The sequence below is a fragment of the Peteryoungia algae genome (genome assembly GCF_030369675.1).
GTDB lineage: Bacteria > Pseudomonadota > Alphaproteobacteria > Rhizobiales > Rhizobiaceae > Allorhizobium > Allorhizobium algae.
Window position 1 is genome coordinate 662,373 of record NZ_CP128477.1, and the last position, 26,973, is coordinate 689,345.

The window sequence follows — 26,973 nt, forward strand, 5'->3', positions numbered from 1 at the left end:
GAAAAATAATGCTGCAGCGCAACACTGGGCCCGGGAAATTGCTCGGGTTTTCATGTGATTATTGCGTTACTGTCTGCCTTTTCGCCCCGCATTGGTCTGATCGCATCTGGCATCCTCCTCGGGATGGCGGGGACGCTTGTCGCCGCCGACGGGACTGCGGCCGCCCAGACGGCGAAGGCGTCCGCCGACCTTGCCTGGCTGATGGCCGCGGCCGGTATGGTGATGATGATGCAGATCGGTTTCCTGCTCCTGGAAGCCGGCATGGTTCGCTCCAAGAACTCGATCAACGTGGCCCAGAAGAACCTGCTGGATTTCGTTTTCGGCGTGATCGGTTTCGCCGCGATTGGCTTCATGTTGGCCTTTGGTACCTCCGGCACGCTGCCAGTCGGCTTCGACCTGGACTATTTCCTGCTCCAGGACCTCGACAGCTGGCTCGCAGGCTTCTTTGTCTTCCAGGTGATGTTCTGCGGCACGGCCGCGACCATCGTTTCCGGGGCAATTGCCGAGCGCATGACACTGTCGGCCTATGTTCTCGGTTCGATCGTGCTGTCGACCCTCATCTACCCGGTCTTCGTCCACTGGGCCTGGGGAACGGCAGTCGGCCCGAACTCCGGCGCCTTTCTCGCCAATCTCGGTTTTGTCGATTTCGCCGGCTCGACGGTCGTTCATGCCACAGGCGGTTGGGTTGCGCTCGCGGCCTGCCTGGTGATCGGCCCCAGACAAGGCCGCTTCGATGCCGAGGGCCGGCCGGTCCGGATCGCCGGCCATAACCCGGTACTGGCGACGACCGGCGGGCTGATCCTGTTTTTCGGCTGGATCGGATTTAATGGTGGCTCGACGCTCGCGGCCAGTGCCGATGTCGCTCCGATCATTCTCAACACGGTGCTTGCCGGTGGCATGGGCACCTGCGTCGGTTACGTCATCGGCACCAGGCAGGACGGGGTCGTTCTGCCGGAAAAGGCGCTGTGCGGCATGCTCGGCGCACTGGTGGCTGTGACGGCCGGCTGCCATGTGCTCGACCCCGGCGGAGCGCTTCTGGTCGGTGCCCTAGGCTCGATCATCGCCGTCTTCGGCAACCAGTTTGTCGAGGAAAAGCTGAAGGTCGACGACGCGGTCGGCGCCGTCGGCGTGCATGCCTTTGCCGGCGTGGCGGGCACGCTGGCGCTTGCCCTTCTCGCACCCGTCGACCGTCTTCCAGCCGGTGGGCGTTTCGACCAGCTCTACATCCAGATCTTCGGCTCGGCTCTCAATTTCTACTGGGCCTTCGGCCTCGGCTACGCCTTTTTCTGGACCCTCGACAAGCTGGTCCCGATCCGTGTCTCTGCCGAGGTCGAGGATGTCGGTCTCAACGTTGCCGAACACGGCACGCGCCTCGGTGTCGGCCATGTGGAGGATGCGCTGGCGAAACTGGTCTCGGGGAGCGCCGATCTCGGTGACCGGTTGACAGTCGACCCGGGTGACGAGGCGGAAAAGCTCGCCCGGCTGTTCAACGGCCTGATGGACAATATCCAGCAGCAGGAGCGCAGCCGCCAGGAACTCGAGGGGCAGGTGCGCGACCAGGAGGAATCCGAGCGGGTGTCGGCGCTCGCCAACGCCACGTTCGAGGCGATCGTCATGTATGAGAACGGCACGATCATCGACGGCAACGAGCAGCTCGAGCTGCTGACGGGCCGAGATCTGAAGACGCTCGTGGGCTCGTCCATCCTCGATCTGGTGGACGCGGAAGGGCGGCGCATGCTGCTGGACGATCCGAACCCGGCGCCGAATGTCTCCCGTGAGCTCCACATCGTGCGGCCGGACGGACAACGAATTCCGATCGAGGCGAGAGGCCGCAACATCGAATATCGCGGTCGCCACATCCGCATCGGTTGTCTCGTCGATCTCAGGGAGCGCAAGGCCGTCGAAGGACGCATGCGCCATCTCGCGGAGCATGATCCGTTGACAGGCCTGGCCAACCGCGCACTTTTTACCGAGACGCTGTCAGCCCAGGTCGACCGCCCCAATCGTGATTGGGGTTGTGGTGTCCTGCTCGTCGATCTCGACCACTTCAAGGATGTCAACGATCTCTATGGCCATCCGGCTGGCGACGAGGTCATCCGCGAGACCGCCCGGCGGCTGTCGGCGGCTCTCGGATCAGCGGACATGGCTGCGCGGCTGGGTGGCGACGAATTCGCAGTCATTCTCGGCAATTGCCATTTCGAGGCACAGCTTGAGGATATGAGCCGCCGGCTGATCGATGCCTTTCGGCAGCCTTTCAATACGGGGCAGGGCGAACGCATCAAGTGCGGCATCAGCATCGGCGGCGCGCTGTTTCCCGAACATGCAACCGAGCTGGACGAATTGATCGGCCGCGCCGACGTTGCGCTCTATCATGCCAAGAAATCGGGGCGGAACACGTTTCGCGCCTATCGCAAGGGCATGGACGAATTGATTGAGAAGCGGCGCGCCCTGGAGGCCGATATCGAGCGGGGGCTGGAGCGCGGCGAATTCGAGCTCTATCTCCAGCCGCGCGTCTCGGCCCGAGACGGCGCGATCATCGGCTACGAGGCCTTGCTGCGCTGGAACCACCCGGAGCGCGGCATGGTGCAGCCTGGTGATTTCATTCCCGTGGCGGAAGTCTCCGGCAAGATCATCGGTCTTGGAGAATGGGTACTGCGCGAAGCCTGCCGGCTGGCGGTCGACCTGCCGCCGCATGTCCATCTGAGCGTCAATGTTTCACCGGTCCAGTTCCGGCACCCGGATTTTCTGGCCGGCATCGAGGCAATTCTGCAGGAGACCGCCGTCGCGCCGCAGAAGCTCGAGCTGGAGATCACCGAAAGCGTCTTGATCGACGACGACCAGAGGGCGCGTCTCATCCTCGGCCATCTGAAGACGCTGGGGGTCAAGATCGCGCTCGACGATTTCGGCACGGGCTATTCGTCGCTGAGCTATCTGAGCCGGTACCCGTTCGACGTCATCAAGATTGATCGCAGCTTCGTTTCGGCCCTGGGCGAGCAGGAGACCGCCAACGCCATCGTGCGCACCATCATCGAGCTCGGTAACGGGCTTGGCATGCGTGTCGTGGCGGAGGGTGTGGAAACCGTGGAACAGGCTAGCTACCTGAGTGCTGCCGGTTGCGACGAGCTGCAGGGCTATCTGCTCGGTCGACCGCAGCCGGTGGTCGAAATCGCTCGTGAAATCAGTGAGACGGTCGTCATCGAGCTGAGGCGGATCGCGCGGCGCACAGTCCATCGGGACAAGCGCCCGCCCCATGCGGGGAACGAGACAGCGCTTGCCCTGGCGGCAAACGGCAACTGAAGGTGCTTGCCGTTTGCAAAGGCGAGTGCGGCCGGTTTGCCGCGCTCGTTGGTCATGGAAACGGGAGAGCTAAGGATCAGGCGGCCTCGGCCAGTTCCACGACCTTGGCCTGTGCAGCCGCGACGGCCTTTTCGGCTGCTTCCGGGCCGTAGGCCAAGCCTTCGACATAGACCGTTTCGACAAGATCAATGCCGAGGAAGCCGAGGACCGTCTTGAGGTAAGGCACCGCGTGGTTCATCGGCGCACCGGGACCGGAGGAATAGACGCCGCCGGCGGCCAGTACGAGATAGGCCTTCTTGCCCTTGGCAAGACCGACCGGACCGTTTTCAGTATAAGTGAAGGTGAGGCCGGCACGAGCGACGTGGTCGATCCAACTCTTCAGCGACGAATAGATGTTGAAATTGATCAGGCCGGTGCCGATGACGATCGTGTCTGCGGCCAGGAGTTCGGCAACGAGCGCGTCGGACAGGACAACGGATTCGGTTTCTTCGGCGGTGCGGGCATCGGCCGGCTTGCGGATGGCGGCGGTGAAGATGCCGTCGACATGGTCGAGCTGGGTCTCGACAAGATCACGGCGGACCAGCGCGCCACCGGTCTGCGCTGCGAATTTCTCGGCGAGCTGGGATGCAATCGAGTTCGAGAGGGAGTCAGAGCCGCGTGGGCTGGAAGTGACGAGAAGGATGGACGACATGGCAGTTCCTCGGATGTTGGAGGGCCCTTGGGAGCAGGCCTGCCATGCATGTAATCCTGCGCACCTATCGATGAAACTGTGATAATGTAGATCGGTCTTATCGAACAATTGGATGGATGCTCGAAAGCCATGGATGCCAACCCCACCCTCGACCAGCTTCAGGTCTTTCTCGCAGTGGCCGATGCCGGCAGCTTTTCGGCCGCCGCCCGCCTGCTCAACCGGGCGCAATCCGTGGTGAGCTACACGATCGGAAACCTGGAGAGCCAGCTCGGCGTATCACTCTTCGAACGGACCGGCACGCGCCAGCCAAGGCTGACCGAGGAGGGCAGGGCGATGCTGACCGATGCGCGCCGGATCGTTGGCGACCTGCAGGTGATGCGCGCCAAGGCACGCAGCATGCGTCAGGGCCTGGAGGCCGAACTGTCGATCGCGATCAGCGTGCTCGTGCCGATGCCGGCGGTGCTTGCGGTGCTCCGGGAATTCCAGACCGAGTTTCCCTCCGTCTCCCTCAGGCTTGAAGTGGGGGAGCTCGGCCGGCTTGTGGAACTGGTCCTGAGTGGTCGGGCGACAATCGGCATCGGTGGCGCGCCCCTACGTCAGGACGATACACTGGTCGCCGACCGCATCGGCCACAGCTTTTTGCTGCCGGCCGCCGCAGCCGACCACCCGCTGGCGGCCCGCAAGGTCAAGCTGTCGCTGCGGGACGTGCGGGAGGAAACGCAGATCGTCGTCAGCGATGCCTCGGACCTGACCCAGGGGCGAGACTTCAACGTCCTCTCTTTCAAGACCTGGCGGGTGAGCGACATGGCGACGAAGCACCAGCTCATTCGCGGCGGCCTGGGCTGGGGCGGGCTGCCGGTCTCGATCATCCACGAGGACCTGGCGCAAGGCCGGATCGTGCATCTCGACCTGCCGGCCTATGAGCAAGGGGCGTACAACCTCCATGCCATCCGCAGGGCCGACAATCCTCCGGGACCCGCCGGCCTCTGGCTGATCCGCGCATTCGAGGAGCATCTGTCGAATTGCCCGGCAGAATTTCCGTCGCCCCTTCTTTCCGAAGCGGTTTAAGGAATCGATTCAAGCCTTTGAATCGATTCCCAACCCGTTGATCCGCAACGCGCCGAAGCTCGGCCGTCAAAGCGTCAGCCGGAACTTCGCGAATCCATCGGCCGCTTCACCGGCATCCTCGATCTTGGCGCCCTGGAAGCCGGCGAGATGCTCGCGCGCCCTCGGCCCCGTTTCGAAGGTGACGGTTGTGTCGCCGATTGGCGCGAAGGACCAGTTGCCATCGGCCGAGGGATTGATCGTGCCCTGCTCGACGATGTAGCGGACGATGATGTCGCGGTTGGTGTCCGGTCCGACGAAGATCACCTTGTCCGCAGCGATCTCGGGAAACTTGCCACCGCCTCCGGCGCGGTAGTTGTTGGTCGCGACCGCAAACGTCTGGCCCGGATCGATGGGTTTGCCGTCGAACTGCAGGTTGACGATACGGCTCGTTTCCGGGTGCACGGCGACGCCGTCCTTGTCATAGCGCGCGGGTTTGGTCAGGTCGATCTGATAGGTGACGCCGTCGATCACATCGTAATTGTAGGATGGGAAGTCCGGGTTGATGAGAGGCGCATCCTGCGCTCCCGGCTCGATCTGGTTGAAGATGCCGGCCGACATTTCGAGCCAGTTCTTCACCTGTTCGCCAGTGATTGCGACCGCTTGGATCGTGTTCGGATAGAGATAGAGATCGGCGACATTCTTGATCGCGATGTCGCCGGCCGGCACGTCGGTGAAGTAATCCGCACCGCCGCGACCGCCCGCCTTGAACGGGGCGGCAGCCGACAGGACGGGAAGGTCCTTGTGCGGGCCGTCCTTCAGCATGGTCTTGATGTACCAGGACTGTGCGATCGAGACGATCTGGATCGAGGGATCGTCTGCGACCAGCGCGAAATAGGAATAGAGTGGCGCGGAGGTCTTGCCGACCGGCGTGCGGACATAGTCGAGCGTTGCCTGATGTTCGGCCGCGACCGAGGCGATCACTTCGGGCTTGTCCTTGGTATCGGCGACGACCTTGCGGTTCTCGTCGCGGTGGTAGATCGGCCGTGCTTCGCAGGTGAAGTCGACGATCTTCCAGCTCGCGCCGTCCTTTTCCAAGAGCAGATCGATCAGGCCCATATGCGAGCCCCAGAAGCCCGCCATGACGGCCGGCTTGCCCAGCAGCGTGCCCTTGACCGCATCGGCCCCCGGAACCTCTTCGAAATCCTTCGGTCCGGGGAAAACGAGATGCTGGTGGCCGGTGAAGATCGCATCGATGCCTTCGACGCCGGCGAGATAGAGCGAGGCATTTTCCATGCCCTCGCTCTCGCCATGGCCATCGATGCCCGAATGGGAGAGCGCGATGACGATGTCGGCGCCTTCCTCACGCATTTGCGGCACCCAGGCGCGTGCCGCCTGCAGGATGTCGCGCGTCTGCGCGCTGCCTTCGAGGTTCTTCGCATCCCACAGCATGATCTGCGGCGGCACGAAGCCGATGAAGCCCACCTTGATCGGGCTCGTGGCGCCCGAGCCGTCGCGGATCTGTTTCTCGAGGATCACGTAAGGCTTGAAGTAGAGCGCATCCTGCTTCGGATCGGCAGAGAGCTCGCCCTTGGTCAGGTTGGCGCAGACAAAGGGAAACTGCGCGCCGGCCAGCGTGTTGAACATGAAGTCCAGGCCATAGTTGAACTCGTGGTTGCCGAGCGTGCCACAGTCATAGCCCAGTACGTTCATCGCCTTGATCACCGGATGCACGTCCCCAGGCTTCATGCCCTTCTGATAGGCCATGTAATCGCCCATCGGATTGCCCTGCAGGAAGTCGCCATTGTCAATCAGCATGGAGTTGCCGGCTTCCGCGCGGATGGAATCAATCAGGCTTGCGGTGCGCGCCAGTCCCATCGTGTCGTTCGGCTTGTCGGCGTAATAGTCATAAGGCATCACGTTGACATGGATGTCGGTTGTTTCCATCAGCCGCAGATGCGCCTGATTGGCGGAAGCGCGCGCGGCAAACGGATGAAGCGTGACGAGGGCTGCCGAGGCGGCGATGCCGCTGAGGAAAGAGCGGCGGGAAATCGGGTGGAGATCGAGGATAGACGACATGGGGGCCTCACGAAGAACTGGTTCTGAAAGCGAAGGAGGTTAAGTCGCTTTCCAGAGGCTTGCACCTGGAAAATGACAGGGGTGAGACATGGACGGATCCAATGCAACCCATGCTAGATGGTGGTTGAATAGTAGCGCAAAGATTGATTTTGCCCGGCCTGCGAGGTATTATTCTCTTGTCATCGATGGGGGATCGACTCATGCCATGGCTCAACACGGCATTTTTTGCAGGTGCAATCGGCGGAATGTCGCCTGAACTGGCGCGGATCCTGGTTCGTGCCCAGGGAGGGCAGATCGCGGACTGGTTTGAGAAACTTGCGCAAGAGCCCTGGCTCTCGATCCTGGCACCGATAGCCGGTTCGATCGCCATCCTGGTTTTGTTGGGCCTCATCGGCGGGATCGTGGCCCATTACGGCAATGAGCCGAACATCAGCAAGGCATTCGTGCTCGGCGTTGGCGCGCCCGCCTTTCTGCTTTCGACTGCCGGTGCGATTGCCCCGGTCAAGGACGTTGTCAAAGACACCGAGGTCAAGGCCGTCAGCGTGGAGATCGATCCAAAGCCAACGGAGCTCTTGAACTACCTGGGCGAAATACTGGTCACGACGGGGCATGCTCAGGATCTCCCGTCAGAGGCTGCCCTCGCACCTCAGCTGATCTTCGACACGAAGGCGATTGCCGGAGCTTGCCCGGCATGCCGCGTGGAATTCCAGGATTCGTCCGGCAGCGTATTGTCGTCCGAAACGGTTGGAGGCGACAAGGCAACTGTCGTGACGGTACCCGATACCGCAACCTCGGCCATCCTCTCCGGCGTGCCCGATTCCAACAGCGCAAAGTTTTCACTGGAGTCTTTGGCGCCGCCCAGTGCGCAAGAAGGCGATCGCCCGATCTCGGTGGAGGTCACCAAAAGCCGAAACTATCTCAATGACGTCCTGTATATCCTGGGCAACAGCGCAATCGAACCGTTCGATCTCGAATTGAAGGCTGCCGAGGCCGAATGACGGGCGCCCACCTGTCAGGTGTGGCCCAGGGATTGATGGAAGTTCCGGAAATAGGCCGTGATCTGAGCGACCGCATTGGTGCTCTGATCGAATTCCAGCCCCATCTTTCCTGCCCTGTACCAGCGCACGGTGCAGTCGATCCGACCGAGTTCGGCACACCGCACGCAGACCATCGCGCCGCGCTTGGCCTCTATCCACCCTTCGAGTTGCAGCGCCATGCCGCTATGTGAAATGTCGAGAATACGCACGTCCAGCCTCTGGCCGATACATTCCAGCGTGCCTCTGATATGACAGCGTAGGCGTTGGCTTCGACGACCGTCCGGATTGAGTTTGCCAGCAAGCATCTGACTGCGCTCCATCAAAACTGATTGGAAGAAACGCAGGAAATCTCGGTCAGGCGCCTTAACGGCATCTGGCCGAGGTCATTAGAATGCGAGCAGTCACCCTGGCAGATTTAGGGTATTTGACCTGTATTTGCGGGTGTTTACCGTTAATTGCGCTATGGAGGCAGACCTTAGCGCGTGAGAACCGGGCGAACTTCCTGGTGGAAGTTGCGGAAATAGGCGGCGACCTTGGCAATCGAATTGCTGTTGGGCCTGAACATGATGCCGATCCGCCCGCCATAATTCCAGCGAACCACACCTTCGAGCAGGCCGATATCGGCGTTCTCGATGATGACGGGGCTCCCGGCGGCAGCCGGGAACTTGGACGAGAGTTCAAGCGCCAGGCCATTGCGCGAGATGTTGACTACGCGTCCATCGGCTTCCTGCTTGAAGTAACGAACCTTGCTGTCGATCCTGCAGCGACTGCGAGGAGATTTGCGAACATCCATTCCGAGATTATTGCTCATGATGCCGTCCTGATGAGAAGAATGGCGGGAGCTTACGAACAATCCGTAAGAACGGTCTAAATCGGATCATTAGGATTTTCAGGACCTCTGCTCAAAGCCCCACATTGGGACGCTCGATGACCTCGCGCAGCGCAAAGCTCGAATTGATCTTCACCACATGCGGGAGCGCGGACAGCCAGTCGCGGTGGATGCGCTCGTAGTCTTCGAGATCCTTGGCGGCCACTCTGAGTATGTAATCATACTCCCCCGACATCAGGTAGCAGACCAGCACGTTCGGACAGCGTCTCACGGCCGCCTCGAACTCGGTCAGTGTCTTGGCGAACTGGCCCGACAGCGAGATATGCACGATAACCATCATCTTGTAGTCGATCGCCTTGTGCGACAGCCGCGCATGATAGCCGCTGATGACGCCAGACTTTTCCAGCATGTCGTGCCGCCGCGAGCAGGCGGAGGGTGACAAGCCCACCGTCTCGGCGAGCTCGGCATTGGTCATCCGACCATTCTCCTGAAGCGCCTTCAGAATGGCACGATCGATGGCATCCAGTTCCGCCATTCGTAGAATTCCCCGTTATTGGCATGCGTCACGCAAGAAGCTGCGAATTCTGTCGCGCTCCATGCCTCATTTTGCAAGGACATTTTACGGGATCGATGGTTGAATTTTAGCATCTGAAACAAAGCGGCTTCGGCTGCAGATAAAAGAGAGGAACGCTTCATGCGTGTCGGTTGCCCGAAGGAAATCAAAAACCATGAATACCGTGTCGGCCTGACCCCGGGTGCCGTCAGAGAATATGTGGCGCATGGCCATGAGGTCCTGATGGAAACGGGTGCGGGCGCCGGGATCGGTGCCGATGACCACGCCTACATCGCCGCTGGCGCGAAGATCGCAGCCTCGGCCAAGGACGTGTTCGAAAAGTCCGACATGATCGTCAAGGTCAAGGAACCGCAGCCCTCGGAATGGGTGCAGCTGCGTGACGGTCAGATCCTTTACACTTATCTCCATCTCGCGCCGGATCCGGATCAGACCAAGGGTCTGCTCGACTCTGGCGTGACCGCCATTGCCTACGAGACCGTGACCGATGAACGCGGCGGCCTGCCGCTGCTGGCTCCGATGTCGGAGGTCGCCGGGCGTCTCGCGATTCAGGCCGGTGCCACGGCGCTGCAGAAGGCCTATGGCGGCCGCGGCATCCTGCTCGGCGGCGTTCCGGGCGTTCTGCCGGCCAAGGTTACCGTCATCGGTGGCGGCGTCGTTGGTCTGCATGCAGCCAAGATGGCGGTGGGCCTCGGCGCCGACGTGACCATTCTCGACCGTTCGCTGCCCCGCCTGCGTCAGCTCGATGATATCTTCGGTGGCCGCGTGCACACGGTCTATTCGACGATCGATGCACTGGAGCAGGAATGCTTCTCGGCCGACCTCGTCATCGGCGCCGTCCTCATTCCCGGAGCAGCTGCCCCGAAGCTGGTCACCCGCGAAATGCTCTCGGGCATGAAGAAGGGCTCTGTCGTCGTGGATGTCGCCATCGACCAGGGCGGCTGTTTCGAGACATCCCATGCCACGACCCATTCCGACCCGACCTATGTCGTCGACGGCATCGTGCATTACTGCGTTGCCAACATGCCGGGTGCTGTGCCGATTACCTCTGCCCATGCGCTGAACAATGCGACCCTGGTGCATGGCCTGGCGCTTGCCGATCGCGGTTTGCGCGCCATTGCCGAGGATCGGCACCTGCGCAATGGTTTGAACGTGCACAAGGGGCGCATTACCAACAAGCCGGTTGCCGAAGCCCTGGGTTATCCGGCCCATGCGCCGGAAGCCGTGCTGAACGTCGCGTAAGGGCTGCCTCTCCGGTCGCCTGACGTTGCGTCACGTCCGCGCATGTCTCGCGTAAACGCGGCCATCTGGGCCGGCCATCCCATGGCCGGCCCATTTTTATTGGGGGGTGATGCCAGATTCAGTTCGACAGCGTATCGCGGCCTCGCGGACCGAACAGCCGCCGCGGCAGTCGACCGTCGATCAGGGCGAGGCCGGCCACGATCGTCGCCATGCCGATGAAGTGCTGCGGCGCGAGTACCTCGTCCAGGAAGAGCCAGCCAAGCAGGATCGCGCTCACCGGAATGAGGAAAGTCACCAGCATGAGGTTGGTCGCGCCGGCCGAGGCGAGGATGCGGAAGAAGAGAATATAGGCAAGCGCCGTCGAGATCAGCGCGATCGCGACGAGAGCAGCCATCGTCGGCAGTCCCGGTGCCGCGAGGGTCCAGGGCTGTTCGATGACGAGCGCGAGCGGGATCATCAGCATGGCAGACGCGGAGATCTGACCGGTGGCGGTGACGATCGGGTTAATGCCCATTGCCTTGAATCGTCGGCCATAGACGCCGGCGAAGGCGTAGGAGAGTGCGGCTCCGAGAATGGCAAGTTCCGCCATGAAATGCGAGCCGATGCCGGACAGTGCAGACGGCCCGATCATCAGGGCCACGCCGGCAAAGCCGACGATCGTTCCGGCGAGGCGCCCGCCGGTCATCTTCTCGTCGCGCGTCAGCAGATGGGCGACCACGACCCCGAACAGGGGCGTCGTCGCATTGAGGATCGAGGCAAGGCCGCTGGCGATAGTTCCCTGACCCCACACGATCAGCGAGAAGGGGATCATGTTGTTCAGCAGACCCATGCCGAAGAAGGCAAGCCAGATCTTCGGCGCACGCGGCATCGAGATCCCGGCGAGCCTGAGACCGAGGAGAAGTGCCAGAGCGGCAAGGCCGACCCGCGCCGCAACGATGGTGAAGGGCGGCAGTTCCTTGACGGCGACCCCGGTGAAGAAGAAGGACCCGCCCCAGATCACCGAGAGCAGCAGCAGGAGGCTCCATTCTGTCGGGTTCATGCTTCTGTGCTGTGTCATCTGGATGTTCCGGATTGGGCTGGCGGAGCGGGCGGCGCGAGCCGCTCGATTCGACATTGATAGCAGTTGTTGCGGGCCGAGCGGACATGAACATAGGCGATGTCGGGATCGCCGAAGAGTGCCTCCGCCCGCACCATGATCGCCTCGGTCGGCACAACGCTGCCACTGCCATAGACGATGCGATCGTCCGGGCCATATCCGCGCATGATGTAGTCGGGGCTCGCAAGCGCTGGCGGCAGAACCTCCGTCGTCTCGTAGCGCGGACAGGCCACTGCATGCAGAAAGATCGGTCCGGTCTCGGCATAGGGCTGCAGCTTGGGGAAGGGGCGATAGGCCAGCGTCAGATAGGCTTCGCCGGCAGCGATCTCGGCGAGGCAATGGCGGCAGGGATAGCCTCCAGGCGAAATGCGGCGTTCGGGCGCAAGACCGTAGGCGTCGACTGCCCCGGCCCGGTAGGAAGCGGCCTCGGTGGAGGACATTGAAACAAAGCGGACAGCGGTCATGAAAGCCTCTCGGATGGTTTGAAGGCCGCATTCTCACCCCGGCAGCACCTGCGCCGCCACCCGATTCCTGCGCAGATTGTTCATGTCAAAAATGGCGTTTTTCTCTCGCTTAACCTCTGCGCTACATAGTGCGGTGATCCAATTTCGGGTGAGGGGCTCCCATGATTTCCTATCAGTCCGCCGCGGCGGCCGTGCTGGCGCTGTCTGCCGCATGTCTCTTCCAGCCATCCTCGAATCTTCGGGCAGCCGAATTGACCGAGGAACAGGTGCAGGAAGGCCAGAGATTCGTCGTCAACAACGCGATCTTCATCCTGTTTCACGAGGCGGGCCACATGCTGGTTTCGGAGCTTGGCCTGCCGGTGCTCGGGCGCGAGGAGGATGCCGTCGACGCGCTCTCTTCCGTGCTGCTGCTCGGCGCCGAGGACGAGGAGCTCTACACCACCATGCAGGACAGCGCCGATGGCTGGTTCCTGCTGGACGAGGCGAATGAAGGCGGTCCGCAGGAGGACGACTTCATGGGGACCCACGGTCTCGACCGGCAGCGGGCCTATGCAATCGTCTGCATGATGACCGGGGCGAACGGCGAGTTCTTCAAGGAATTTGCTGATTCGCTCGAATTTCCTGCAGAGCGACGGGAAGAATGCGTGCTCGAATACCAGAAGGCGCGCGACAGCTGGATGGGCCTGCTCGCCGCCAACATGAAGGATGGCGTGAAGACGAAATTCGAGGTCTCTTACGAGCCGGCCGGCAATGAGGACCTGCAGGGCTTTGCCGATCTCTTGAAGAGCGCCGGTGCGCTGGAGGCCGTCGCCACGGTTTTCGAAGATGGCTACGCCCTGAAGGACGGGATCAAGATCACCGGCAAGACCTGTGGCACCGAAAACGCCTTCTGGTATGCAGGCGATCGCGAGATCACCTATTGCTACGAAATGGCGTCTTTCCACGCCGGTCTGATCGCCAACTGGTTCGAGAACCAGGAGGTGGACGAGACCACCGGCGATGGCGTTGCCGAAGACGAGAGCGCCACGCAGGTCGACCTTGGCACCGTGAAGCTGAAGAAGAAGGAATGAGCGACGGCGTCACCCGTCGCGCTTGATCAGCGCAAGCAGCTCCTGATCGGTCATCGGATCGACCAGTGCGTCATAGGTCCCGACCGGCGAGAAACCGAACTGCTGATAGAGCTGCAGCGCACGGGGATGGTCGAGCGTGTTGGTGGTAACAGTCACCTTCTTCGGGTCGGTTGCCCAGGCCGCATAGAGACATTGCAGCAGGAACCACTTGCCGATGCCAAGGCCGAGCGCGTGTTCGAAGAGGCCGAAATAGGAGAGTTCGACGAGATCGTCGTTTTCCTGCGACAATTCGTAGAAGCCGGCCGGGGCGCCATTCACGTAGAGAACCGAGATCGAAACCTTCGGCTGGTGGATGATCGCCTTCAGCTGGTCGTCGGGCATGCGCAGCCGCTCGTACCAGTGCCAGCGGGCGCCGACCTGGCGATGCAGGAAGCGGTAGAAGGACAGCGGAATTTCATGCGTGCGCATGATCGCCGTCTGGATGTTGACCGGCACCGGCAGGCTGGACTTCGGCGGTGCCGTCATCTCGAGCTGCGTCACATGCGCCGTCAGCGGGCCTGACGTCTTCGAGCCAAGCGGCTCCGCCTTGCCGGTTGCAACAGGCGTATCGGTCTTCGAGCCCCATTCCGACCAGGAGCCGTCATAGAGCGAATTGTCGGTATGCCCGAGGCTTTCGAGCGCGAGTGTCACGACCGCAGCCGTGATCCCCGAGCCGCAGCTCGTGACGACGGGATTGTTGAGGTCGATACCGGCATCGGTGAAGATCGAGCGCAGTGTGGCGAGATCCTTGAGGCGGCCATTCTCGGAGAGCGAGGCTGCAGGCACGCTGCGGGCTCCCGGCATATGGCCGGAGCGCATGCCCTCGCGGGGTTCGGGTTCCTCGCCCGTGAAACGACCGGCGGGGCGGGCATCGGCGATCTGTTTGTCGCCCTCGTCGGCAATCCCGGACATCTGGTCAAAGGAGGTGAGCTTCGCGCGGTCGAAATGCGCCTCGAAGGTAACCGGTGCCGGTTCGGGCAGGTCAGTCTCGAGCCTGCGCCCTTCCGCCTTCCAGCCGTCGATGCCGCCTTCGAGCACGTAGACGCGGCGTGCACCCATGACACGGAACATCCACCAGACGCGCGGAGCCGAGAAGAAGCCGGGGCCGTCATAGACGACGATCGTGTCTTCGGCCGAAATGCCGAGCTGGCCGACGGCTTGAGCAAAGAAGGACGGCGAGGGCAGGGAATGGGGAAGGTCGGTCGTGGTATCGGCAATCACGTCCTGATCGAAGAAGACGGCACCCGGAATGTGGCCGGAGGCATATTCGACGGCGCCGTTACGCCCTTGTGCGGGCAGATACCAGGAGGCATCGACGAGTTTGAATCCGGGGGCTCCGAGGTTCTTTTCGACCCAATCCGCCGAAACGACGAAACGGCTTCTTTCACCGGACATGCACTTCTCCCGTAACGTTCCTAGAGCTCAGGCGTCCGGGGCTCCGAAGCGAATGCGGAACCGGCGGTTCTCCTTGCCCTTCTTTTCAATCTTGGCGATATGAATCGCACCGACCTCCTGGGTCTCGGAAACATGTGTGCCCCCGCAGGGCTGACTGTCAACGCCGGAGTTCTCGCCGATGCAAACGAGGGAGACACGGCCGAGGCCGACAGGTGGGCGGACATTCTTCGACTTGACGATGCCGGGATTGGTGGCCAGCTCGTCGTCGGTGATCCACTGAAGAGTGATCGGATGGTTTTCCCCGACGAGTTTCATCAGATCCGCCGTCACCTGATCCTTGTCGATCGTTTCGCCCATGTCGAAATCCACCCGGCTTTCCTCTTCGCCGACGGCAGCTCCGGTGATCGGATAGGGGCAGACGACGGAGAGCAGGTGGCAGGCTGTGTGCATGCGCATCAGCTTGTAACGGCGCGTCCAGTCGACATGCAGCACAAGTTTCTCGCCAACCGAGGGCAGCGGCTCGCCTTCCAGAGGGCGGTGCAGGATGACATGCTTGGTGGTGCCGTGGCGGGTCTCTGACAGCTGGATGCGGCTGCCGTCTGCGCGCTCAACGAAGCCGGTATCGCCGGGCTGGCCGCCGGATGCGGCATAGAAGCAGGTCTGGTCGAGTTCGACGGCGCCGTCTTCATGCACTGCGGTCACCACCGCCTCCGCCGTCGAGAGATAGAAATCGTCGCGGTAGAGGGCGATGGTGGTCATGATGATGCTTTCGGATGGATGCGGAGATCAGACGGTCTCGAAGGGCAGGTCGAAATCGGCGCGCTTTTCGAGCCAGGCCGGGATCGGCAGGTTCTTCGAGCGCAGGAAATCCGGGTTGAACAGTTTGGACTGGTAGCGGTTGCCGTAGTCGCAGAGGATCGTCACGATCGTGTGGCCGGGGCCGAGTTCCCTCGCAAGCCGGATGGCACCCGCAATGTTGATGCCCGAGGAGCCGCCGAGGCAGAGGCCCTCGTTTTCGACGAGATCGAAGACGATGTCGAGCGCTTCGGCATCGGGGATCTGATAGGCGAAATCGGGCTTGAAGCCTTCAAGGTTTGCCGTGATGCGGCCCTGGCCGATGCCCTCGGTGATCGAGGAGCCCGAGGACTTCAATTCACCATTCTTGTAATATTCGAAGAGGGCGGCGCCTTCCGGATCGGCAATGCCGATCTTGACGCCGGGCTTCCGGTTGCGAAGTCCGGTCCCGGTGCCGGCAAGCGTGCCGCCCGAGCCGACGGCGCAGATGAAGCCATCGACGGCGCCGCCGGTCTGCTCGAAGATTTCCTTCGCCGTCGTTTCGATATGCGCGTCACGATTTACCGTATTGTCGAACTGGTTCGCCCAGATCGCGCCGTTCGGCTCAGTCTTGGCGAGCTGGGCCGCCAGACGGCCGGAGATCTTCACATAATTGTTCGGGTTCTTGTAAGGCACTGCCGGGACTTCGACGAGTTCGGCACCGAGCAGTTTGAGCGCGTCCTTCTTCTCCTGGCTCTGGGTTTCCGGGATGACGATCACGGTGCGATAGCCGAGCGCCTTGGCGACCAGCGTCAGTCCGATGCCGGTATTGCCGGCCGTGCCCTCGACGATCACGCCGCCGGGGCGCAGAAGCCCGCGCCGCTCGGCGTCACGGATGATGAAGAGGGCGGCGCGATCCTTGACCGACTGGCCCGGATTGAGGAATTCGGCCTTGCCGAGAATGGTGCAGCCGGTCGCCTGGGAGGCGCCTTTCAGCCGGATGAGCGGCGTATTGCCGATCGCCTCGAGCACGGAGGGATGAAATGCCATGATGTCTGCCTTTTTTGTCTGACGCGGACACTAGAACCAAATGCGCGGAGAAGAAAACCTCCCCCGTGAGAGATTTTGTCCTTCTGGACAAGATTGTGCGGGCGGCGGTCCGCGCGGGAATGAACCGGTCTTTTCGGCTTGGAGCCAGCAATTGGCAAGGAATGGCTTTTCGCGGTGGGCCGAGGGGAGGGAAAATGCGTTCGGGGAGGGGGATAGCCTTCAGGAAGCTCGCCCGGAGCTCTAGCGATGAATGGTAGCTTGATGAGGTTTCAATAAGTGGAGGTTGTCGCAACTTCATCAAGATACAAGTGCTTATGAGTATTGGGCGCTGGTGCTGTACTTGCTAAATAAGTAGAAAACACTAATATTTTAAGAGGATTTCAGCCCCCATTTATTGAATTGCTGATGTTTGCGCTTTATGGTTGTCTTGTTTGTAAAGGTGTTGACGGGAGAGTTTTGTGCATGCGCTTTATCATTGCTGGGAGTTAGGGCAGAAAAGCTGGGCAAGTTTTCAGCGAATGCTGCTGGTTGCGGACCAAGTCACTGTTTGGAGCCCAAGTCACGATCAGATAGCCGAGGCTTGTCAGAATCGGGGGCTGGCATACACGCCAGAAGAATTCTTGGAGCTAGTTGATCTGGGGGTTGTGAATGTCGCGACCCGAGAGACTTGGCTAAGTGGGCCGGAGTATCGGAACGATTTAACCCAGCGCGGCTTCAAAATGGCAGGGTGGAATGACAGCTTTGATGGCCGCTTGAGTAAAGCTAGTCGAGATTTGATAAGTGTATTACCAAAGCCTGATGTGTCTGAGTGGGTTGAAGAGCAGTGCCGAATCCGAAGTAAGCAATTCATAGCCGCTGAGGATTTAGTAAAAAAAAGCAAGCTTGACCCCGAATGGCTTCGGGTAGCATCTATCAAAAACAAGCTGATGAACGACGATGCGGTAATACGGCAGGCACTAGATACTGCAAGACACCATTTTCTAGCGATGTCTCAATTAAATTGTACTACGGGCGTGGAATCGTGGGCAGCTCCATCGTTTTTTGATACGGTTGGTCGTAAAGAGGACGAACCAATACCAGCCGGTCTCAATTCGGTAGCGCCACCTCCGGCCACTCTGGACTTGTTGATCTTCGAAATGAACCGGGCTCGCTATTTAGGTGGTGACCGAAGGGACTTTAACAAGCACATAGACACTCTGATTCGTTTTAAGGAACTGGGGTATCATAAGCTGCTTCAATCCGACGCACCTGAACTACCAACTGAGGCAAAGCTCTTAAAGGATCTAAAGAAAAAAATTCAGATTTCGCTCAATAAACATGACTCTCGTTTCGGGATGGCTGAGTACACCAAGGCAGCAGTTCCCGTACTGGCCACGGGAGCGGCCACAGTCATTGCGTTGGCGGACACAGCCGCAAGAATGCCCTCGATAAACCGACGGAATTTCATAACATTGTTGGCGTCAGCTATTGTTACCACAGCGACTGGGTATCACACGGTTACTGGTGCCATCGAGGCGTCTAACTCGCTAGAGCCATCTATTGATTTGGCGCCAATTGAGCAGGCATTATATCTTATGGTAAATGGAGAGCACACTAGTTCCTTACAGGTGGATCTCGCTGAATTGCTTGTTTCAGAAGTTGAAGCTTTTTCGAAGTTGTATAACGCAACTTGAGTGTCAGTACGGTGCTCGTTATCGCGCTGGTGGCAACCTCAAGGGGCGTATTGGCGCCAGACGTAATTTGTTTCCAAGTGTAGCATGGACAACGTAAAACTCCTTATTCCCCCCTCAACCCCTGAAACGCCGCCATCGCCGTATCCCGGGCCTTGCCGTGATCGACGATCGGCTTGGGATAGGTCTTGCCGAGGCTGACGCCCGCGTCCCTCAGCACCGTCAGCGGCGCCTCGGATGGTTTGTGGATGAACTTGTCCGGCATGGCCTTCAGCTCCGGCACGAAGCGGCGGACATATGTGCCTTCGGGGTCGAATTTCTCGCCCTGGGTGATCGGGTTGAAGATGCGGAAGAAGGGGGCGGCATCGGCACCGGAGCCGGCGACCCATTGCCAGCTGGCGGCATTCGATGCCGGGTCGGCATCCACAAGCGTGTCGCGGAACCAGCGCTCGCCTTCGCGCCAATCGATGAGCAGATCCTTGATCAGGAAGGAAGCGGTGATCATGCGCACGCGGTTGTGCATGAAACCGGTCTGCCAGAGCTGGCGCATGCCGGCATCGACGATCGGATAGCCCGTCTGGCCCTTCTGCCATTTTTCGAGAAGCTCCGGCGCGTCGCGCCAGGGAAAGGCGTCAAACTTGTCGTTCCAGTTCTTCACCGCCAGATCGGGGAAATGGAAGAGCAGATGGTAGGAGAAGTCGCGCCAGACGACCTCCTTGCGGAAATGGATGTAATCTTCGCTGGAATAGTCATCGCCAAGCCCGCGCGTTGCGTGCCAGACGGATGCAGGCGAGATTTCGCCGAGCGCCAAGTGCGGCGACAGCATCGAGACATGCGCCTCGCCGGGAAAGTCGCGGCGGGTGCGATAGCCCTTAAGCCCTGTCTCGACGAAGTCCGCGAGGCGTTCCTGTGCGCCGGCTTCGCCCGGCTGCCATTCGGATTCGAAGCCTTTGGCCCAGTTCGGTTTCGTTGGCAGCAGGCTCCAATCCTCAAGCGAGTCGCTTGTCGGCCAGTGCTCGGGCGCGGGCAGGGACTTGGGGGATGGGATCGGCTCGGCTGGTTCGCCGGAGCCGTCCAGCGCCTTCCAGAACGGCGTGTAGACGCGGAAATGGCCGCCGGCCCCGGTCTTCAGCTTGGTTGGCTCGTGCAGGATCTGGCCGGCAAAGGTGCGCACCTCGATGCCGTTATCGATCAGCTTTGCCTTCAGGGCCTTGTCGATGGCGATGCCGGGCGGATCGTAGCGCCGGTTCCAGAAGACGGCGGAGGCATCTGTCTCGGAAATCAGGTCGGTCAGCACACGCTCGGCCGGACCGCTGCGCAGGATGAGGCGCGATCCGAGCGCGTCGATCGCCTGGCCAAGCGCCGTCAGCGAATGGTGCAGCCACCAGCCTTGTGCTGCGCCGAGCGGCCCGGTTCCAGCCTCCTCGGGCTCGCGGATATAGAGAGGAAGGACGCGGAAACCTTCATCCGCGGCCGTCGCTAGGGCTGCATGATCAGAAAGCCTGAGATCCTTGCGGAACCAGAGAATGAGCGTCTTGGCGGAAGTATGGGGCATGCAATGTCTTCTTTGTTGGCTTTGTCTGCCATACGAAGACCAGCGGCGAAGGGATCATGCCGCAATCACGAATCTGTTGTGAATTCGGGTGAGCGCTCGCGTCAGGCGGCAGGGCGCCCGGCGGCCGTGCGGCGTGCCTGTTCTGCCCGGATCATGGCGAGGATCTGCTGGGCATTCTCGCGGACATAGAGACGATGCAGCTTTTCGGCGACCGGGGCGGTTGTCAGCAGGCATGTGTAGCCTTCCCGCTCGTACCAGCGGAAATCCACCACATTGTCCATGTTGACGTGGAAGGGAAAGCCGTCCCCGTCGTGAAGCTCGAGCCACATCGGCCGTCCTCCTTGCATGCCATTTCGATAGGGCAGGCAAATAGCAGCCAAAGGTGAAGAGGAAGTTTCCCCGGTGTTGAACAATTCAGGGTGGTGAGATCAGGCCCGCGAAATGACGGGCGCCAATGCCGGGCTTCTGGCCAGAAAGCAAAAGGCCCGCCGCCTTGTTGAGGCGCGGGCCTTTGAAAGAAATGGCTCCCCGGGCCGGATTCGAACCGGCGACCTGTCGATTAACAGTCGAATGCTCTACCGCTGAGCTACCAGGGAACAGCCGCTTGGCGCGGTGTGAGCGGGGTAATACTGATGCTCGCCTCGTTTGCCAAGCGGTTTTTCAAAAAAAATGTCATGCGCTTGTTTTTATTTGTGGGTTCACCATCTCTTTAAGGGTCGAAACAGGGCCGGAAAGCCCGAAAAACCGGGAGTTTCAACCTTTGCCGCAAAGACGCTATCGTCTCGACCAGGCGCGGGGCCGGCTTGTCCTTGGCCGTTTGGAGATCCCCGTGCCACGCTCCCGGGGCGGCAGGATCGCGACCGGAACGGCGCTCGTGGGCGGCGGTTTCCTCGGTTTTTTGCCGATCCTCGGTTTCTGGATGGTGCCGGTCGGCCTCGTGGTCCTGTCGCATGACCTGTCTTTCGTGCGACGCAGGCGCAGGCGTGTGGCCATCTGGTGGCATCGGCGCAACAAGGGGTCGCGCAGCGATCTTGACGCCTGACGTCACAGGCCGGTCCGGCTTTTACCCCTGGGCACATGTCTTAGTGAAATGACCCCGCATCTTGCGTCCGCCTATTATGGGCGGACTGAGCCGGGAGACCGAACTGCGATTGCCGTGGTCGGTTCCGGCGCTGAGCCAAGGACTGGTCGAGATGTGTAACCCACCCGAACGCATGATGATCCTGACGCCCGCGGATTTCCACATCATCGAGGGCGCGATGCGGGCGATGGCTCCGAAGCCGGATCGAATCATGATCGACGACGGTCACCGTGAGGCCGTCGGCCGGGCGGTCATCCGTCTCTACACCGCCGGTGTGACCGATCCGGTGCGTCTTGCAGATGCGGCGACCGTCATGGCGGCGACACGGCTTCTCGATCGTCGCCGGTGGTCGACGCAGGACGCCTGAAGCCTTCATGAGGTGGGCAAGGGCGGTCCGCCGGGAGGCATCAAAATTCGCAGAAATTCCCCTTGCGCTCTTTCTCGATCCGTTCTAAATGCCGCCCACCACACGCACTTTTATACCCGGATGGCCTCGTGGCGGAGTGGTGACGCAGAGGACTGCAAATCCTTGTACCCCGGTTCAATTCCGGGCGAGGCCTCCATCCGAACCTTCAACATCTTTCAGGTTTTCCGGCATTTCAGGCGGTCGCGCGCTGTGGCGCCTTCGCGCATGCACCTGCGTTTCGCTCTCAAGGTGAGGGCGCGCAACATGCTGCAACCGCGATATTCTCGTGTGCGAGGGGAAGAGCGGCTTGAAAGCGTCCCGGCCTGCAATTAAAGACACGGGGGCAAGTAGCCGCTATGGCCGGTCGACACGGGGCGCGAATAAGATGATGGATTACGCAGCAGCACGCACCAAGATGGTGGACAATCAGATCAGGACCACGGATGTCACATCCCATTCCGTCCTGAACGCCTTCCTCACGGTGCCGCGCGAAGCCTTCGTTCCGGCCGAGCTGAAGCCGCTCGCTTATATCGATGAGGACACGCAGGTCTGTCCGGCCCGGGATGGCAGCCCGGCCCGCTACATCATGGAGGCGTCGCCGCTCGCCAAGCTCCTGCAACTCGCCGCCATCACCAAAGATGACCTTGTGCTGGAGATCGGTTGTGGTGCGGGTTATGCCGCTGCCATCCTGTCGCTTCTGGCTGGCTCGGTCGTTGCGACCGAAAGCGACGAGGCGCTGGTCACCAAGGCGACCGAAAAGCTCTCCGAACTCGGCTACGACAATATCGCCGTCGTTTCGGGCAGGCTCGAAGACGGTTATGCCGCAGAAGCCCCATACGATGTGATCTTCGTCAACGGTGCCGTTGAGGAACTGCCGGAAGCGATCCTGTCGCAGTTGCGTGAAGGCGGCCGTCTGGTTGCCGTCGTTGGCTATGGCAATGCGGCCCGCGCCCGCCTCTATGTCAAGAATGGCGGCATGACCTCCTACACCGAATATTTCAATGCCGCCGTGAAGCCGCTGCCCGGCTTCCGCAAGGCTGCCGAATTCGTCTTCTGAGACGTGATCCGGACGACCCTATTCAAAGGCCCGCCGCGTGCGGGCCTTTTCGTGATGGCCAAACAAAACTGTGCATCACGACAATTCCTGCAGCAGGCGTGATTTTTTTCGGCAAGTGCGTATCCTAGGGTGAGCGCGAATCGGCTCGGCAGCAATCTGCCCGGTCGACAGTTTCTGAGGACAACGGGGATTAGTATGGCTCAGCCAAGCGTAGCGCGTGAACCGTCCATGGAAGAGATCCTGGCATCCATCCGCCGGATTATCGAAAGCAATGATCCGGTGAATGGCGGAAGCCTGTCGCAGGATGCGTCTGATCTCACAGACGAGGACGGTGCCGACGACGCCGACATGGGTTATGATGGCGGCGAATTCGTTGCGGCCAATGATGCCGGTCCGTCTTTTTCGATGTTTGACCGGGAAATCCCGCGTGTCGAAGTCGAGCCACGCCGTGAAGCGCCGCAGGCCGAAGGCGACGACATGCCCAAGAGCGTGTCGCTTGCCGATCTCGCGGCCCGTGTGCGCTCGGCCTCCGAACGCATTGAGCGGCCCGTTCAGGCCCCGAGCCGTTCGGAAATGCCTGGCATGCCGGAAGCCTTGCGTCGTGAGCCGGCTGCAGAAGCCCGTGATGCCCGTCCTGTCGAGACACCTTCGATGACGGCGCGGCTCGCCGAAATCCGTCAGCCCGATCTGCGCGCATCTTTCGCCGCCGAGCCTGTGGCGCCTGCCGCGCAGCGCGCGCTGCCAGAGGGGGAACACACGTCTTTTGCAGCGCCGGAAGCGTCGATGGCCCGCATTGCATCGGTCGAGGTGCGCGTCGAGCGTGCTGCACCTGCCGCGGAGCAGCCGGTGTCCGAAGCACAGGAGGAGATGTCGATGGATGCGCCGGAACTTGAGCCCCGCGCCGAACCCGAAAGCGAAGCCCGCGACCTGACTGCGCTGGTTTCGGCCGCAACGGTCGAGCAGGTCTCACGTTCCTTCTCTGAACTGGCTGCTGCCTTCGACGGCACCGAGCGTCGCTCGCTCGATGAAATGGCGGAAGAAATGCTGCGTCCCATGCTGAAGGACTGGCTGGACGACAACCTGCCGACGCTGGTGGAGCGCCTCGTGCGCGAAGAGATCGAACGCGTCGCCCGCGGCCCGCGACGCTGACCGTAGCCCCTTCAGGGATCATGGGCCGCTCGCAAGAGCGGCCTTTTTTATTGACTTGGTTTTGCCAGTCCTGTTTACCAACCCACATCCAGAACTCGAATATCCGGTCGGAAAATGCTCGAAAAGACCTATGATTCAGCCGCCGTCGAACCGAAGATCGCGAAAGCCTGGGAGGAGGCGGACGCCTTCCGTGCCGGCGCCAACGCGAAGCCGGGCGAGGACACCTTCACCATCGTGATCCCGCCGCCGAACGTGACCGGTTCGCTGCACATGGGGCATGCGCTGAACAACACGCTGCAGGACATCATGGTCCGCTTCGAGCGCATGCGCGGCAAGGACGTTCTGTGGCAGCCGGGCATGGACCATGCCGGCATCGCGACCCAGATGGTGGTCGAGCGCAAGCTTGCTGAAAACGGCCAGAACCTCTCGCGCCGTGACATGGGGCGCGACGCCTTCATCGAGAAGGTCTGGGAGTGGAAGGAAGAATCGGGCGGCCTGATCTTCAACCAGCTGAAACGTCTTGGCGCCTCCTGCGACTGGTCGCGCGAACGCTTCACCATGGATGAGGGCCTCTCGGCCGCCGTGCTCGAGGTTTTTGTCACGCTCTACAAGGAAGGGCTGATCTATCGCGGCAAACGGCTGGTCAACTGGGATCCCAAGTTCGAAACCGCGATTTCCGATCTCGAGGTCGAGAACAAGGAAGTTGAAGGCCATATGTGGCACTTCAAGTACCCGCTCGCCGGTGGTGAAACCTATACCTATGTTGAGAAGGACGAGGACGGCAACGTCACCTTCCAGGAGGAGCGCAACTATATCGCGATCGCGACCACGCGCCCCGAAACCATGCTTGGGGACGGCGCGGTGGCTGTCCACCCCTCGGACGAGCGTTATGCCGATATCGTCGGCAAGCTCTGCGAGATCCCCGTGGGCCCGAAGGAACATCGCCGCCTGATCCCGATCATCACCGACGAATATCCGGATCCGAAGTTCGGCTCGGGCGCCGTCAAGATCACCGGCGCACACGACTTCAACGACTATCAGGTCGCGCGCCGCAACAAGATCCCGCTCTATCGCCTGATGGATACCCAGGCGAAGATGCGTGAAGACGGCGAGAACTACGCCGACTACGCCGCTCGTGCCCTGGAGATCGCAAGGTCCGGCCTGCTGCCGAACGAGGCTGAGGTCGATGACATCAATCTGGTGCCGGAGGAATATCGCGGTCTCGACCGCTACGAGGCCCGCAAGCGCATCGTCGATGCGATCAATGCAGAAGGTCTCGCCGTCACCGTCAAGGACGGGGAGGGCAATGATATTCCCTTCGTCGAGAGCAAGAAGATCATGCAGCCCTTCGGCGACCGCTCCGGCGTCGTCATCGAGCCGATGCTGACCGACCAGTGGTTTGCCGACGCAAAGACGCTCGCCGAGCCGGCAATCGCTTCCGTTCGCGAGGGCCGCACCAACTTTGTCCCGAAGAACTGGGAAAAGACCTATTTCGAGTGGATGGAAAACATCGAGCCCTGGTGCATTTCGCGCCAGCTCTGGTGGGGCCACCAGATTCCGGCTTGGTACGGTCCGGATGGTCAGGTCTTCGTCGAGAAGACCGAGGAAGAGGCGCTGCATTCGGCGATCCAGCACTACATCGCCCATGAGGGTCCGTGGAAGGCCTGGGTTGAGGAGAAGCTCGAGAATTTCCAGCCCGGCGAGATCCTGACCCGCGACGAGGATGTGCTCGACACCTGGTTCTCATCGGCGCTCTGGCCCTTCTCGACGCTCGGCTGGCCCGAGAACACGCCGGCACTGGCGAAATATTACCAGACCGACGTGCTGGTCACGGGCTTCGACATCATCTTCTTCTGGGTTGCCCGAATGATGATGATGGGCCTGCACTTCATGAAGGACGAGGACGGCAATCCGGTCGAGCCCTTCCACACGGTCTATGTCCACGCGCTCGTCCGCGACAAGGCCGGCCAGAAGATGTCGAAGTCGAAGGGCAATGTCATCGACCCGCTCGACCTGATCGATGAATATGGTGCGGACGCCCTGCGTTTCACGCTGGCGATCATGGCCGCCCAGGGCCGCGACGTGAAGCTCGACCCGGCCCGCATCGCCGGCTACCGAAACTTCGGCACAAAGCTGTGGAATGCCACCCGCTTCGCCGAGATGAACGGTGTGAAGGCCGATCCGACCTTCCTGCCGGAAACGACATCGCTGGCGATCAACCGCTGGATCCTGACGGAACTGGCGCGCACCGAGAGCGAAGTGACGGAAGCAATCGAAAGCTACCGCTTCAACGATGCGGCCAGCAGCCTCTACCGCTTTGTCTGGAACCAGTTCTGCGACTGGTATCTGGAACTGCTGAAACCCATCTTCATGGGCGAGGACGAGACGGCGAAGAAGGAAGCGCAGGCTTGCGCTGCCTATGTGCTGGAACAGATCTACAAGCTCCTGCATCCCTTCATGCCTTTCATGACCGAAGAACTCTGGGCGCATACGGCAGGCGAAGGCGCATCTCGTGACCTGCTGCTTTGCCATGCTGACTGGCCGGCGCCGGAATTTTCCGACGAGAATTCGGCAGCCGACATCAACTGGCTGATCGACCTCGTGACCGGCATTCGCTCGGCGCGCTCCGAGATGAACGTGCCCCCGGGTGCGACAGCACCGCTCGTCGTGGTCGGCGCCAATGGCGTCACCCAGGAGCGGCTGCTCCGGCACGAGGCATCGATCAAGCGTCTCGCCCGCGTCGAGGCGATCACCGTGGCTGATCTTGCCCCGAAGGGGGCCGCCCAGATCGTTGTCGGCGAGGCGACCGCCTGCCTGCCGCTCGGCGCGCTGATCGATCTCGGCGCGGAAAAGGCCCGCATCGAAAAGGCGATTGCCAAGGTCGACCAGGAAATGGCCCGTATCGCCGGCAAGCTGAACAATGAAAAGTTCGTCGCCAATGCCAATCCCGATGTCGTCGCCGCGGAGCGCGAGCGTCACCAGGAGCTGGAGGTGCAAAAGGCAAGCCTGGAGACGGCCCTGAAGCGGGTTGTCGAGGCCGGGTAAGCCGCTACGCATCGGGAATGAAATTCTAAAGGCCGGGTCTGCGATCCGGCCTTTAGCTTTTGCAGACGAAGGGCGAGTTCGGGCAGAAGAATGCTGCACTGCATAACGATTCTGGCCGATATCAGGGTCATCTGGGGACCGCTTCAGATTATTGCGAATGCAACTGCCTGAAATTTGCGCTTTGCGATCATCGGCCAGCCTGTTGCGTTCCGGCAACGCCACTGCGCTTGCTTGGAATAATGTTCTTTCCAAGATCAAATTTTCCCGGCCTGACGAAAAAAATATCCAAGCGGTGGCATGTTTTACGTGCGCGTCAAAAACGTTACGTAAAA

At 61.0% G+C, this 26,973-nt stretch carries 23 protein-coding genes and 2 tRNA genes; 12 read left to right on the top strand and 13 right to left on the bottom strand.

The window, feature by feature from the left end; translation table 11 throughout:
• Positions 1-123: 123 nt before the first annotated feature.
• Positions 124-3,297: an ammonium transporter gene (gene amt, locus QTL56_RS03410; RefSeq protein WP_289393469.1), complete on the top strand. Its 3,174-nt coding sequence runs from the start codon at positions 124-126 to the stop codon at positions 3,295-3,297.
• 76 nt (positions 3,298-3,373) lie between these two features.
• Here the strand turns inward: amt and QTL56_RS03415 are convergent, their stop codons facing one another.
• On the bottom strand, positions 3,374-3,988 hold the full coding sequence (locus QTL56_RS03415) for an FMN-dependent NADH-azoreductase (protein ID WP_245137018.1): 615 nt from the start codon (positions 3,986-3,988) through the stop codon (positions 3,374-3,376).
• 129 nt (positions 3,989-4,117) lie between these two features.
• On the opposite strand from QTL56_RS03415, the gene QTL56_RS03420 reads away from it, so the two are divergent.
• Positions 4,118-5,056, top strand: coding sequence for a LysR family transcriptional regulator (locus QTL56_RS03420; RefSeq protein WP_245137017.1), 939 nt, complete (start codon positions 4,118-4,120; stop codon positions 5,054-5,056).
• 66 nt (positions 5,057-5,122) lie between these two features.
• On the opposite strand, the gene QTL56_RS03425 is transcribed toward QTL56_RS03420, so the two are convergent.
• The gene (locus tag QTL56_RS03425) at positions 5,123-7,111 is read right to left on the bottom strand and encodes a bifunctional 2',3'-cyclic-nucleotide 2'-phosphodiesterase/3'-nucleotidase (RefSeq protein ID WP_245137016.1); all 1,989 of its coding nucleotides are present in this window, start codon (positions 7,109-7,111) and stop codon (positions 5,123-5,125) included.
• Between the two features lie 200 nt (positions 7,112-7,311).
• Between QTL56_RS03425 and QTL56_RS03430 the strand changes: the two genes are divergently transcribed.
• Positions 7,312-8,109, top strand: coding sequence for a hypothetical protein (locus QTL56_RS03430; RefSeq protein WP_245137015.1), 798 nt, complete (start codon positions 7,312-7,314; stop codon positions 8,107-8,109).
• Positions 8,110-8,123: 14 nt separating this feature from the next.
• Here QTL56_RS03430 and QTL56_RS03435 read toward each other — a convergent pair whose 3' ends face one another.
• The 3 genes from QTL56_RS03435 to QTL56_RS03445 form a co-directional block, all read right to left on the bottom strand.
• A complete protein-coding gene (locus tag QTL56_RS03435; RefSeq protein WP_245137014.1) occupies positions 8,124-8,453 on the bottom strand; it encodes a PilZ domain-containing protein in 330 nt (109 codons plus the stop codon).
• A 170-nt stretch (positions 8,454-8,623) separates the two neighbouring features.
• On the bottom strand, positions 8,624-8,959 hold the full coding sequence (locus QTL56_RS03440; RefSeq protein WP_229576404.1) for a PilZ domain-containing protein: 336 nt from the start codon (positions 8,957-8,959) through the stop codon (positions 8,624-8,626).
• 91 nt (positions 8,960-9,050) lie between these two features.
• Positions 9,051-9,512, bottom strand: coding sequence for an Lrp/AsnC family transcriptional regulator (locus tag QTL56_RS03445; protein ID WP_229576403.1), 462 nt, complete (start codon positions 9,510-9,512; stop codon positions 9,051-9,053).
• 159 nt (positions 9,513-9,671) lie between these two features.
• Here QTL56_RS03445 and ald point away from each other — a divergent pair, with 159 nt between their 5' ends.
• On the top strand, positions 9,672-10,790 hold the full coding sequence (ald, locus tag QTL56_RS03450) for an alanine dehydrogenase (RefSeq protein ID WP_229576402.1): 1,119 nt from the start codon (positions 9,672-9,674) through the stop codon (positions 10,788-10,790).
• A 118-nt stretch (positions 10,791-10,908) separates the two neighbouring features.
• On the opposite strand, the gene QTL56_RS03455 is transcribed toward ald, so the two are convergent.
• Positions 10,909-11,847: a DMT family transporter gene (locus QTL56_RS03455; RefSeq protein WP_245137013.1), complete on the bottom strand. Its 939-nt coding sequence runs from the start codon at positions 11,845-11,847 to the stop codon at positions 10,909-10,911.
• Positions 11,844-12,350, bottom strand: a complete 507-nt coding sequence (locus QTL56_RS03460; RefSeq protein WP_245137012.1) for a DUF1203 domain-containing protein — start codon at positions 12,348-12,350, stop codon at positions 11,844-11,846. The genes QTL56_RS03455 and QTL56_RS03460 overlap by 4 nt, the downstream gene beginning before the upstream one ends.
• Positions 12,351-12,511: 161 nt before the next feature.
• On the opposite strand from QTL56_RS03460, the gene QTL56_RS03465 reads away from it, so the two are divergent.
• Complete coding sequence (locus QTL56_RS03465) at positions 12,512-13,420, top strand: DUF4344 domain-containing metallopeptidase (RefSeq protein ID WP_245137011.1); 909 nt, start codon at positions 12,512-12,514, stop codon at positions 13,418-13,420.
• A gap of 9 nt (positions 13,421-13,429) precedes the next feature.
• Here QTL56_RS03465 and sseA read toward each other — a convergent pair whose 3' ends face one another.
• From sseA to QTL56_RS03480, 3 genes are read right to left on the bottom strand one after another with little or no spacing between them, the layout of a single operon-like run.
• Positions 13,430-14,854 carry a 3-mercaptopyruvate sulfurtransferase gene (gene sseA / locus QTL56_RS03470; protein WP_245137010.1) on the bottom strand — a complete coding sequence of 475 codons (1,425 nt, stop codon included), beginning with the start codon at positions 14,852-14,854 and terminating at the stop codon, positions 13,430-13,432.
• A gap of 27 nt (positions 14,855-14,881) precedes the next feature.
• Positions 14,882-15,613, bottom strand: coding sequence for an alanyl-tRNA editing protein (locus QTL56_RS03475; protein ID WP_245137009.1), 732 nt, complete (start codon positions 15,611-15,613; stop codon positions 14,882-14,884).
• Between the two features lie 27 nt (positions 15,614-15,640).
• A complete protein-coding gene (locus QTL56_RS03480) occupies positions 15,641-16,678 on the bottom strand; it encodes a cysteine synthase A (RefSeq protein ID WP_245137008.1) in 1,038 nt (345 codons plus the stop codon).
• A gap of 458 nt (positions 16,679-17,136) precedes the next feature.
• On the opposite strand from QTL56_RS03480, the gene QTL56_RS03485 reads away from it, so the two are divergent.
• On the top strand, positions 17,137-18,351 hold the full coding sequence (locus QTL56_RS03485) for a hypothetical protein (protein ID WP_245137007.1): 1,215 nt from the start codon (positions 17,137-17,139) through the stop codon (positions 18,349-18,351).
• Positions 18,352-18,454: 103 nt separating this feature from the next.
• Here QTL56_RS03485 and QTL56_RS03490 read toward each other — a convergent pair whose 3' ends face one another.
• The 3 genes from QTL56_RS03490 to QTL56_RS03500 all read right to left on the bottom strand — a co-directional run bounded on the left by QTL56_RS03490 (position 18,455) and on the right by QTL56_RS03500 (position 20,499).
• Positions 18,455-19,903, bottom strand: a complete 1,449-nt coding sequence (locus QTL56_RS03490; RefSeq protein WP_245137006.1) for a cryptochrome/photolyase family protein — start codon at positions 19,901-19,903, stop codon at positions 18,455-18,457.
• 101 nt (positions 19,904-20,004) lie between these two features.
• On the bottom strand, positions 20,005-20,232 hold the full coding sequence (locus QTL56_RS03495; RefSeq protein WP_229576392.1) for a hypothetical protein: 228 nt from the start codon (positions 20,230-20,232) through the stop codon (positions 20,005-20,007).
• Between the two features lie 192 nt (positions 20,233-20,424).
• Positions 20,425-20,499, bottom strand: a tRNA-Asn gene (locus QTL56_RS03500).
• A 164-nt stretch (positions 20,500-20,663) separates the two neighbouring features.
• Between QTL56_RS03500 and QTL56_RS03505 the strand changes: the two genes are divergently transcribed.
• From QTL56_RS03505 to QTL56_RS03530, 6 genes are all read left to right on the top strand, one after another.
• A complete protein-coding gene (locus QTL56_RS03505) occupies positions 20,664-20,945 on the top strand; it encodes a hypothetical protein (RefSeq protein WP_229576391.1) in 282 nt (93 codons plus the stop codon).
• A 151-nt stretch (positions 20,946-21,096) separates the two neighbouring features.
• A complete protein-coding gene (locus tag QTL56_RS03510; protein WP_245137005.1) occupies positions 21,097-21,351 on the top strand; it encodes a hypothetical protein in 255 nt (84 codons plus the stop codon).
• A 122-nt stretch (positions 21,352-21,473) separates the two neighbouring features.
• Positions 21,474-21,547 (top strand) — tRNA-Cys (locus QTL56_RS03515).
• A 228-nt stretch (positions 21,548-21,775) separates the two neighbouring features.
• Complete coding sequence (locus QTL56_RS03520; protein ID WP_229576389.1) at positions 21,776-22,447, top strand: protein-L-isoaspartate O-methyltransferase family protein; 672 nt, start codon at positions 21,776-21,778, stop codon at positions 22,445-22,447.
• A 195-nt stretch (positions 22,448-22,642) separates the two neighbouring features.
• Positions 22,643-23,596, top strand: a complete 954-nt coding sequence (locus QTL56_RS03525) for a DUF2497 domain-containing protein (protein WP_245137004.1) — start codon at positions 22,643-22,645, stop codon at positions 23,594-23,596.
• 114 nt (positions 23,597-23,710) lie between these two features.
• Positions 23,711-26,641 carry a valine--tRNA ligase gene (locus QTL56_RS03530; RefSeq protein WP_245137003.1) on the top strand — a complete coding sequence of 977 codons (2,931 nt, stop codon included), beginning with the start codon at positions 23,711-23,713 and terminating at the stop codon, positions 26,639-26,641.
• The last annotated feature ends 332 nt before the right edge of the window (positions 26,642-26,973 follow it).

Excerpts from the sequence above, each read along its gene's own strand:
- QTL56_RS03475 (WP_245137009.1), bottom strand. The coding sequence starts at position 15,613 with ATGACCACCATCGCCCTCTACCGCGACGATTTCTATCTCTCGACGGCG.
- QTL56_RS03420 (WP_245137017.1), top strand. The coding sequence starts at position 4,118 with ATGGATGCCAACCCCACCCTCGACCAGCTTCAGGTCTTTCTCGCAGTG.
- QTL56_RS03435 (WP_245137014.1), bottom strand. The coding sequence starts at position 8,453 with ATGCTTGCTGGCAAACTCAATCCGGACGGTCGTCGAAGCCAACGCCTA.
- amt (WP_289393469.1), top strand. The coding sequence starts at position 124 with ATGGCGGGGACGCTTGTCGCCGCCGACGGGACTGCGGCCGCCCAGACG.
- QTL56_RS03495 (WP_229576392.1), bottom strand. The coding sequence starts at position 20,232 with ATGTGGCTCGAGCTTCACGACGGGGACGGCTTTCCCTTCCACGTCAAC.
- QTL56_RS03430 (WP_245137015.1), top strand. The coding sequence starts at position 7,312 with ATGCCATGGCTCAACACGGCATTTTTTGCAGGTGCAATCGGCGGAATG.
- QTL56_RS03520 (WP_229576389.1), top strand. The coding sequence starts at position 21,776 with ATGATGGATTACGCAGCAGCACGCACCAAGATGGTGGACAATCAGATC.
- QTL56_RS03440 (WP_229576404.1), bottom strand. The coding sequence starts at position 8,959 with ATGAGCAATAATCTCGGAATGGATGTTCGCAAATCTCCTCGCAGTCGC.
- QTL56_RS03510 (WP_245137005.1), top strand. The coding sequence starts at position 21,097 with ATGTGTAACCCACCCGAACGCATGATGATCCTGACGCCCGCGGATTTC.
- QTL56_RS03465 (WP_245137011.1), top strand. The coding sequence starts at position 12,512 with ATGATTTCCTATCAGTCCGCCGCGGCGGCCGTGCTGGCGCTGTCTGCC.
- sseA (WP_245137010.1), bottom strand. The coding sequence starts at position 14,854 with ATGTCCGGTGAAAGAAGCCGTTTCGTCGTTTCGGCGGATTGGGTCGAA.
- QTL56_RS03460 (WP_245137012.1), bottom strand. The coding sequence starts at position 12,350 with ATGACCGCTGTCCGCTTTGTTTCAATGTCCTCCACCGAGGCCGCTTCC.
- QTL56_RS03490 (WP_245137006.1), bottom strand. The coding sequence starts at position 19,903 with ATGCCCCATACTTCCGCCAAGACGCTCATTCTCTGGTTCCGCAAGGAT.
- QTL56_RS03530 (WP_245137003.1), top strand. The coding sequence starts at position 23,711 with ATGCTCGAAAAGACCTATGATTCAGCCGCCGTCGAACCGAAGATCGCG.
- QTL56_RS03455 (WP_245137013.1), bottom strand. The coding sequence starts at position 11,847 with ATGACACAGCACAGAAGCATGAACCCGACAGAATGGAGCCTCCTGCTG.
- ald (WP_229576402.1), top strand. The coding sequence starts at position 9,672 with ATGCGTGTCGGTTGCCCGAAGGAAATCAAAAACCATGAATACCGTGTC.
- QTL56_RS03525 (WP_245137004.1), top strand. The coding sequence starts at position 22,643 with ATGGCTCAGCCAAGCGTAGCGCGTGAACCGTCCATGGAAGAGATCCTG.
- QTL56_RS03425 (WP_245137016.1), bottom strand. The coding sequence starts at position 7,111 with ATGTCGTCTATCCTCGATCTCCACCCGATTTCCCGCCGCTCTTTCCTC.
- QTL56_RS03445 (WP_229576403.1), bottom strand. The coding sequence starts at position 9,512 with ATGGCGGAACTGGATGCCATCGATCGTGCCATTCTGAAGGCGCTTCAG.
- QTL56_RS03415 (WP_245137018.1), bottom strand. The coding sequence starts at position 3,988 with ATGTCGTCCATCCTTCTCGTCACTTCCAGCCCACGCGGCTCTGACTCC.
- QTL56_RS03480 (WP_245137008.1), bottom strand. The coding sequence starts at position 16,678 with ATGGCATTTCATCCCTCCGTGCTCGAGGCGATCGGCAATACGCCGCTC.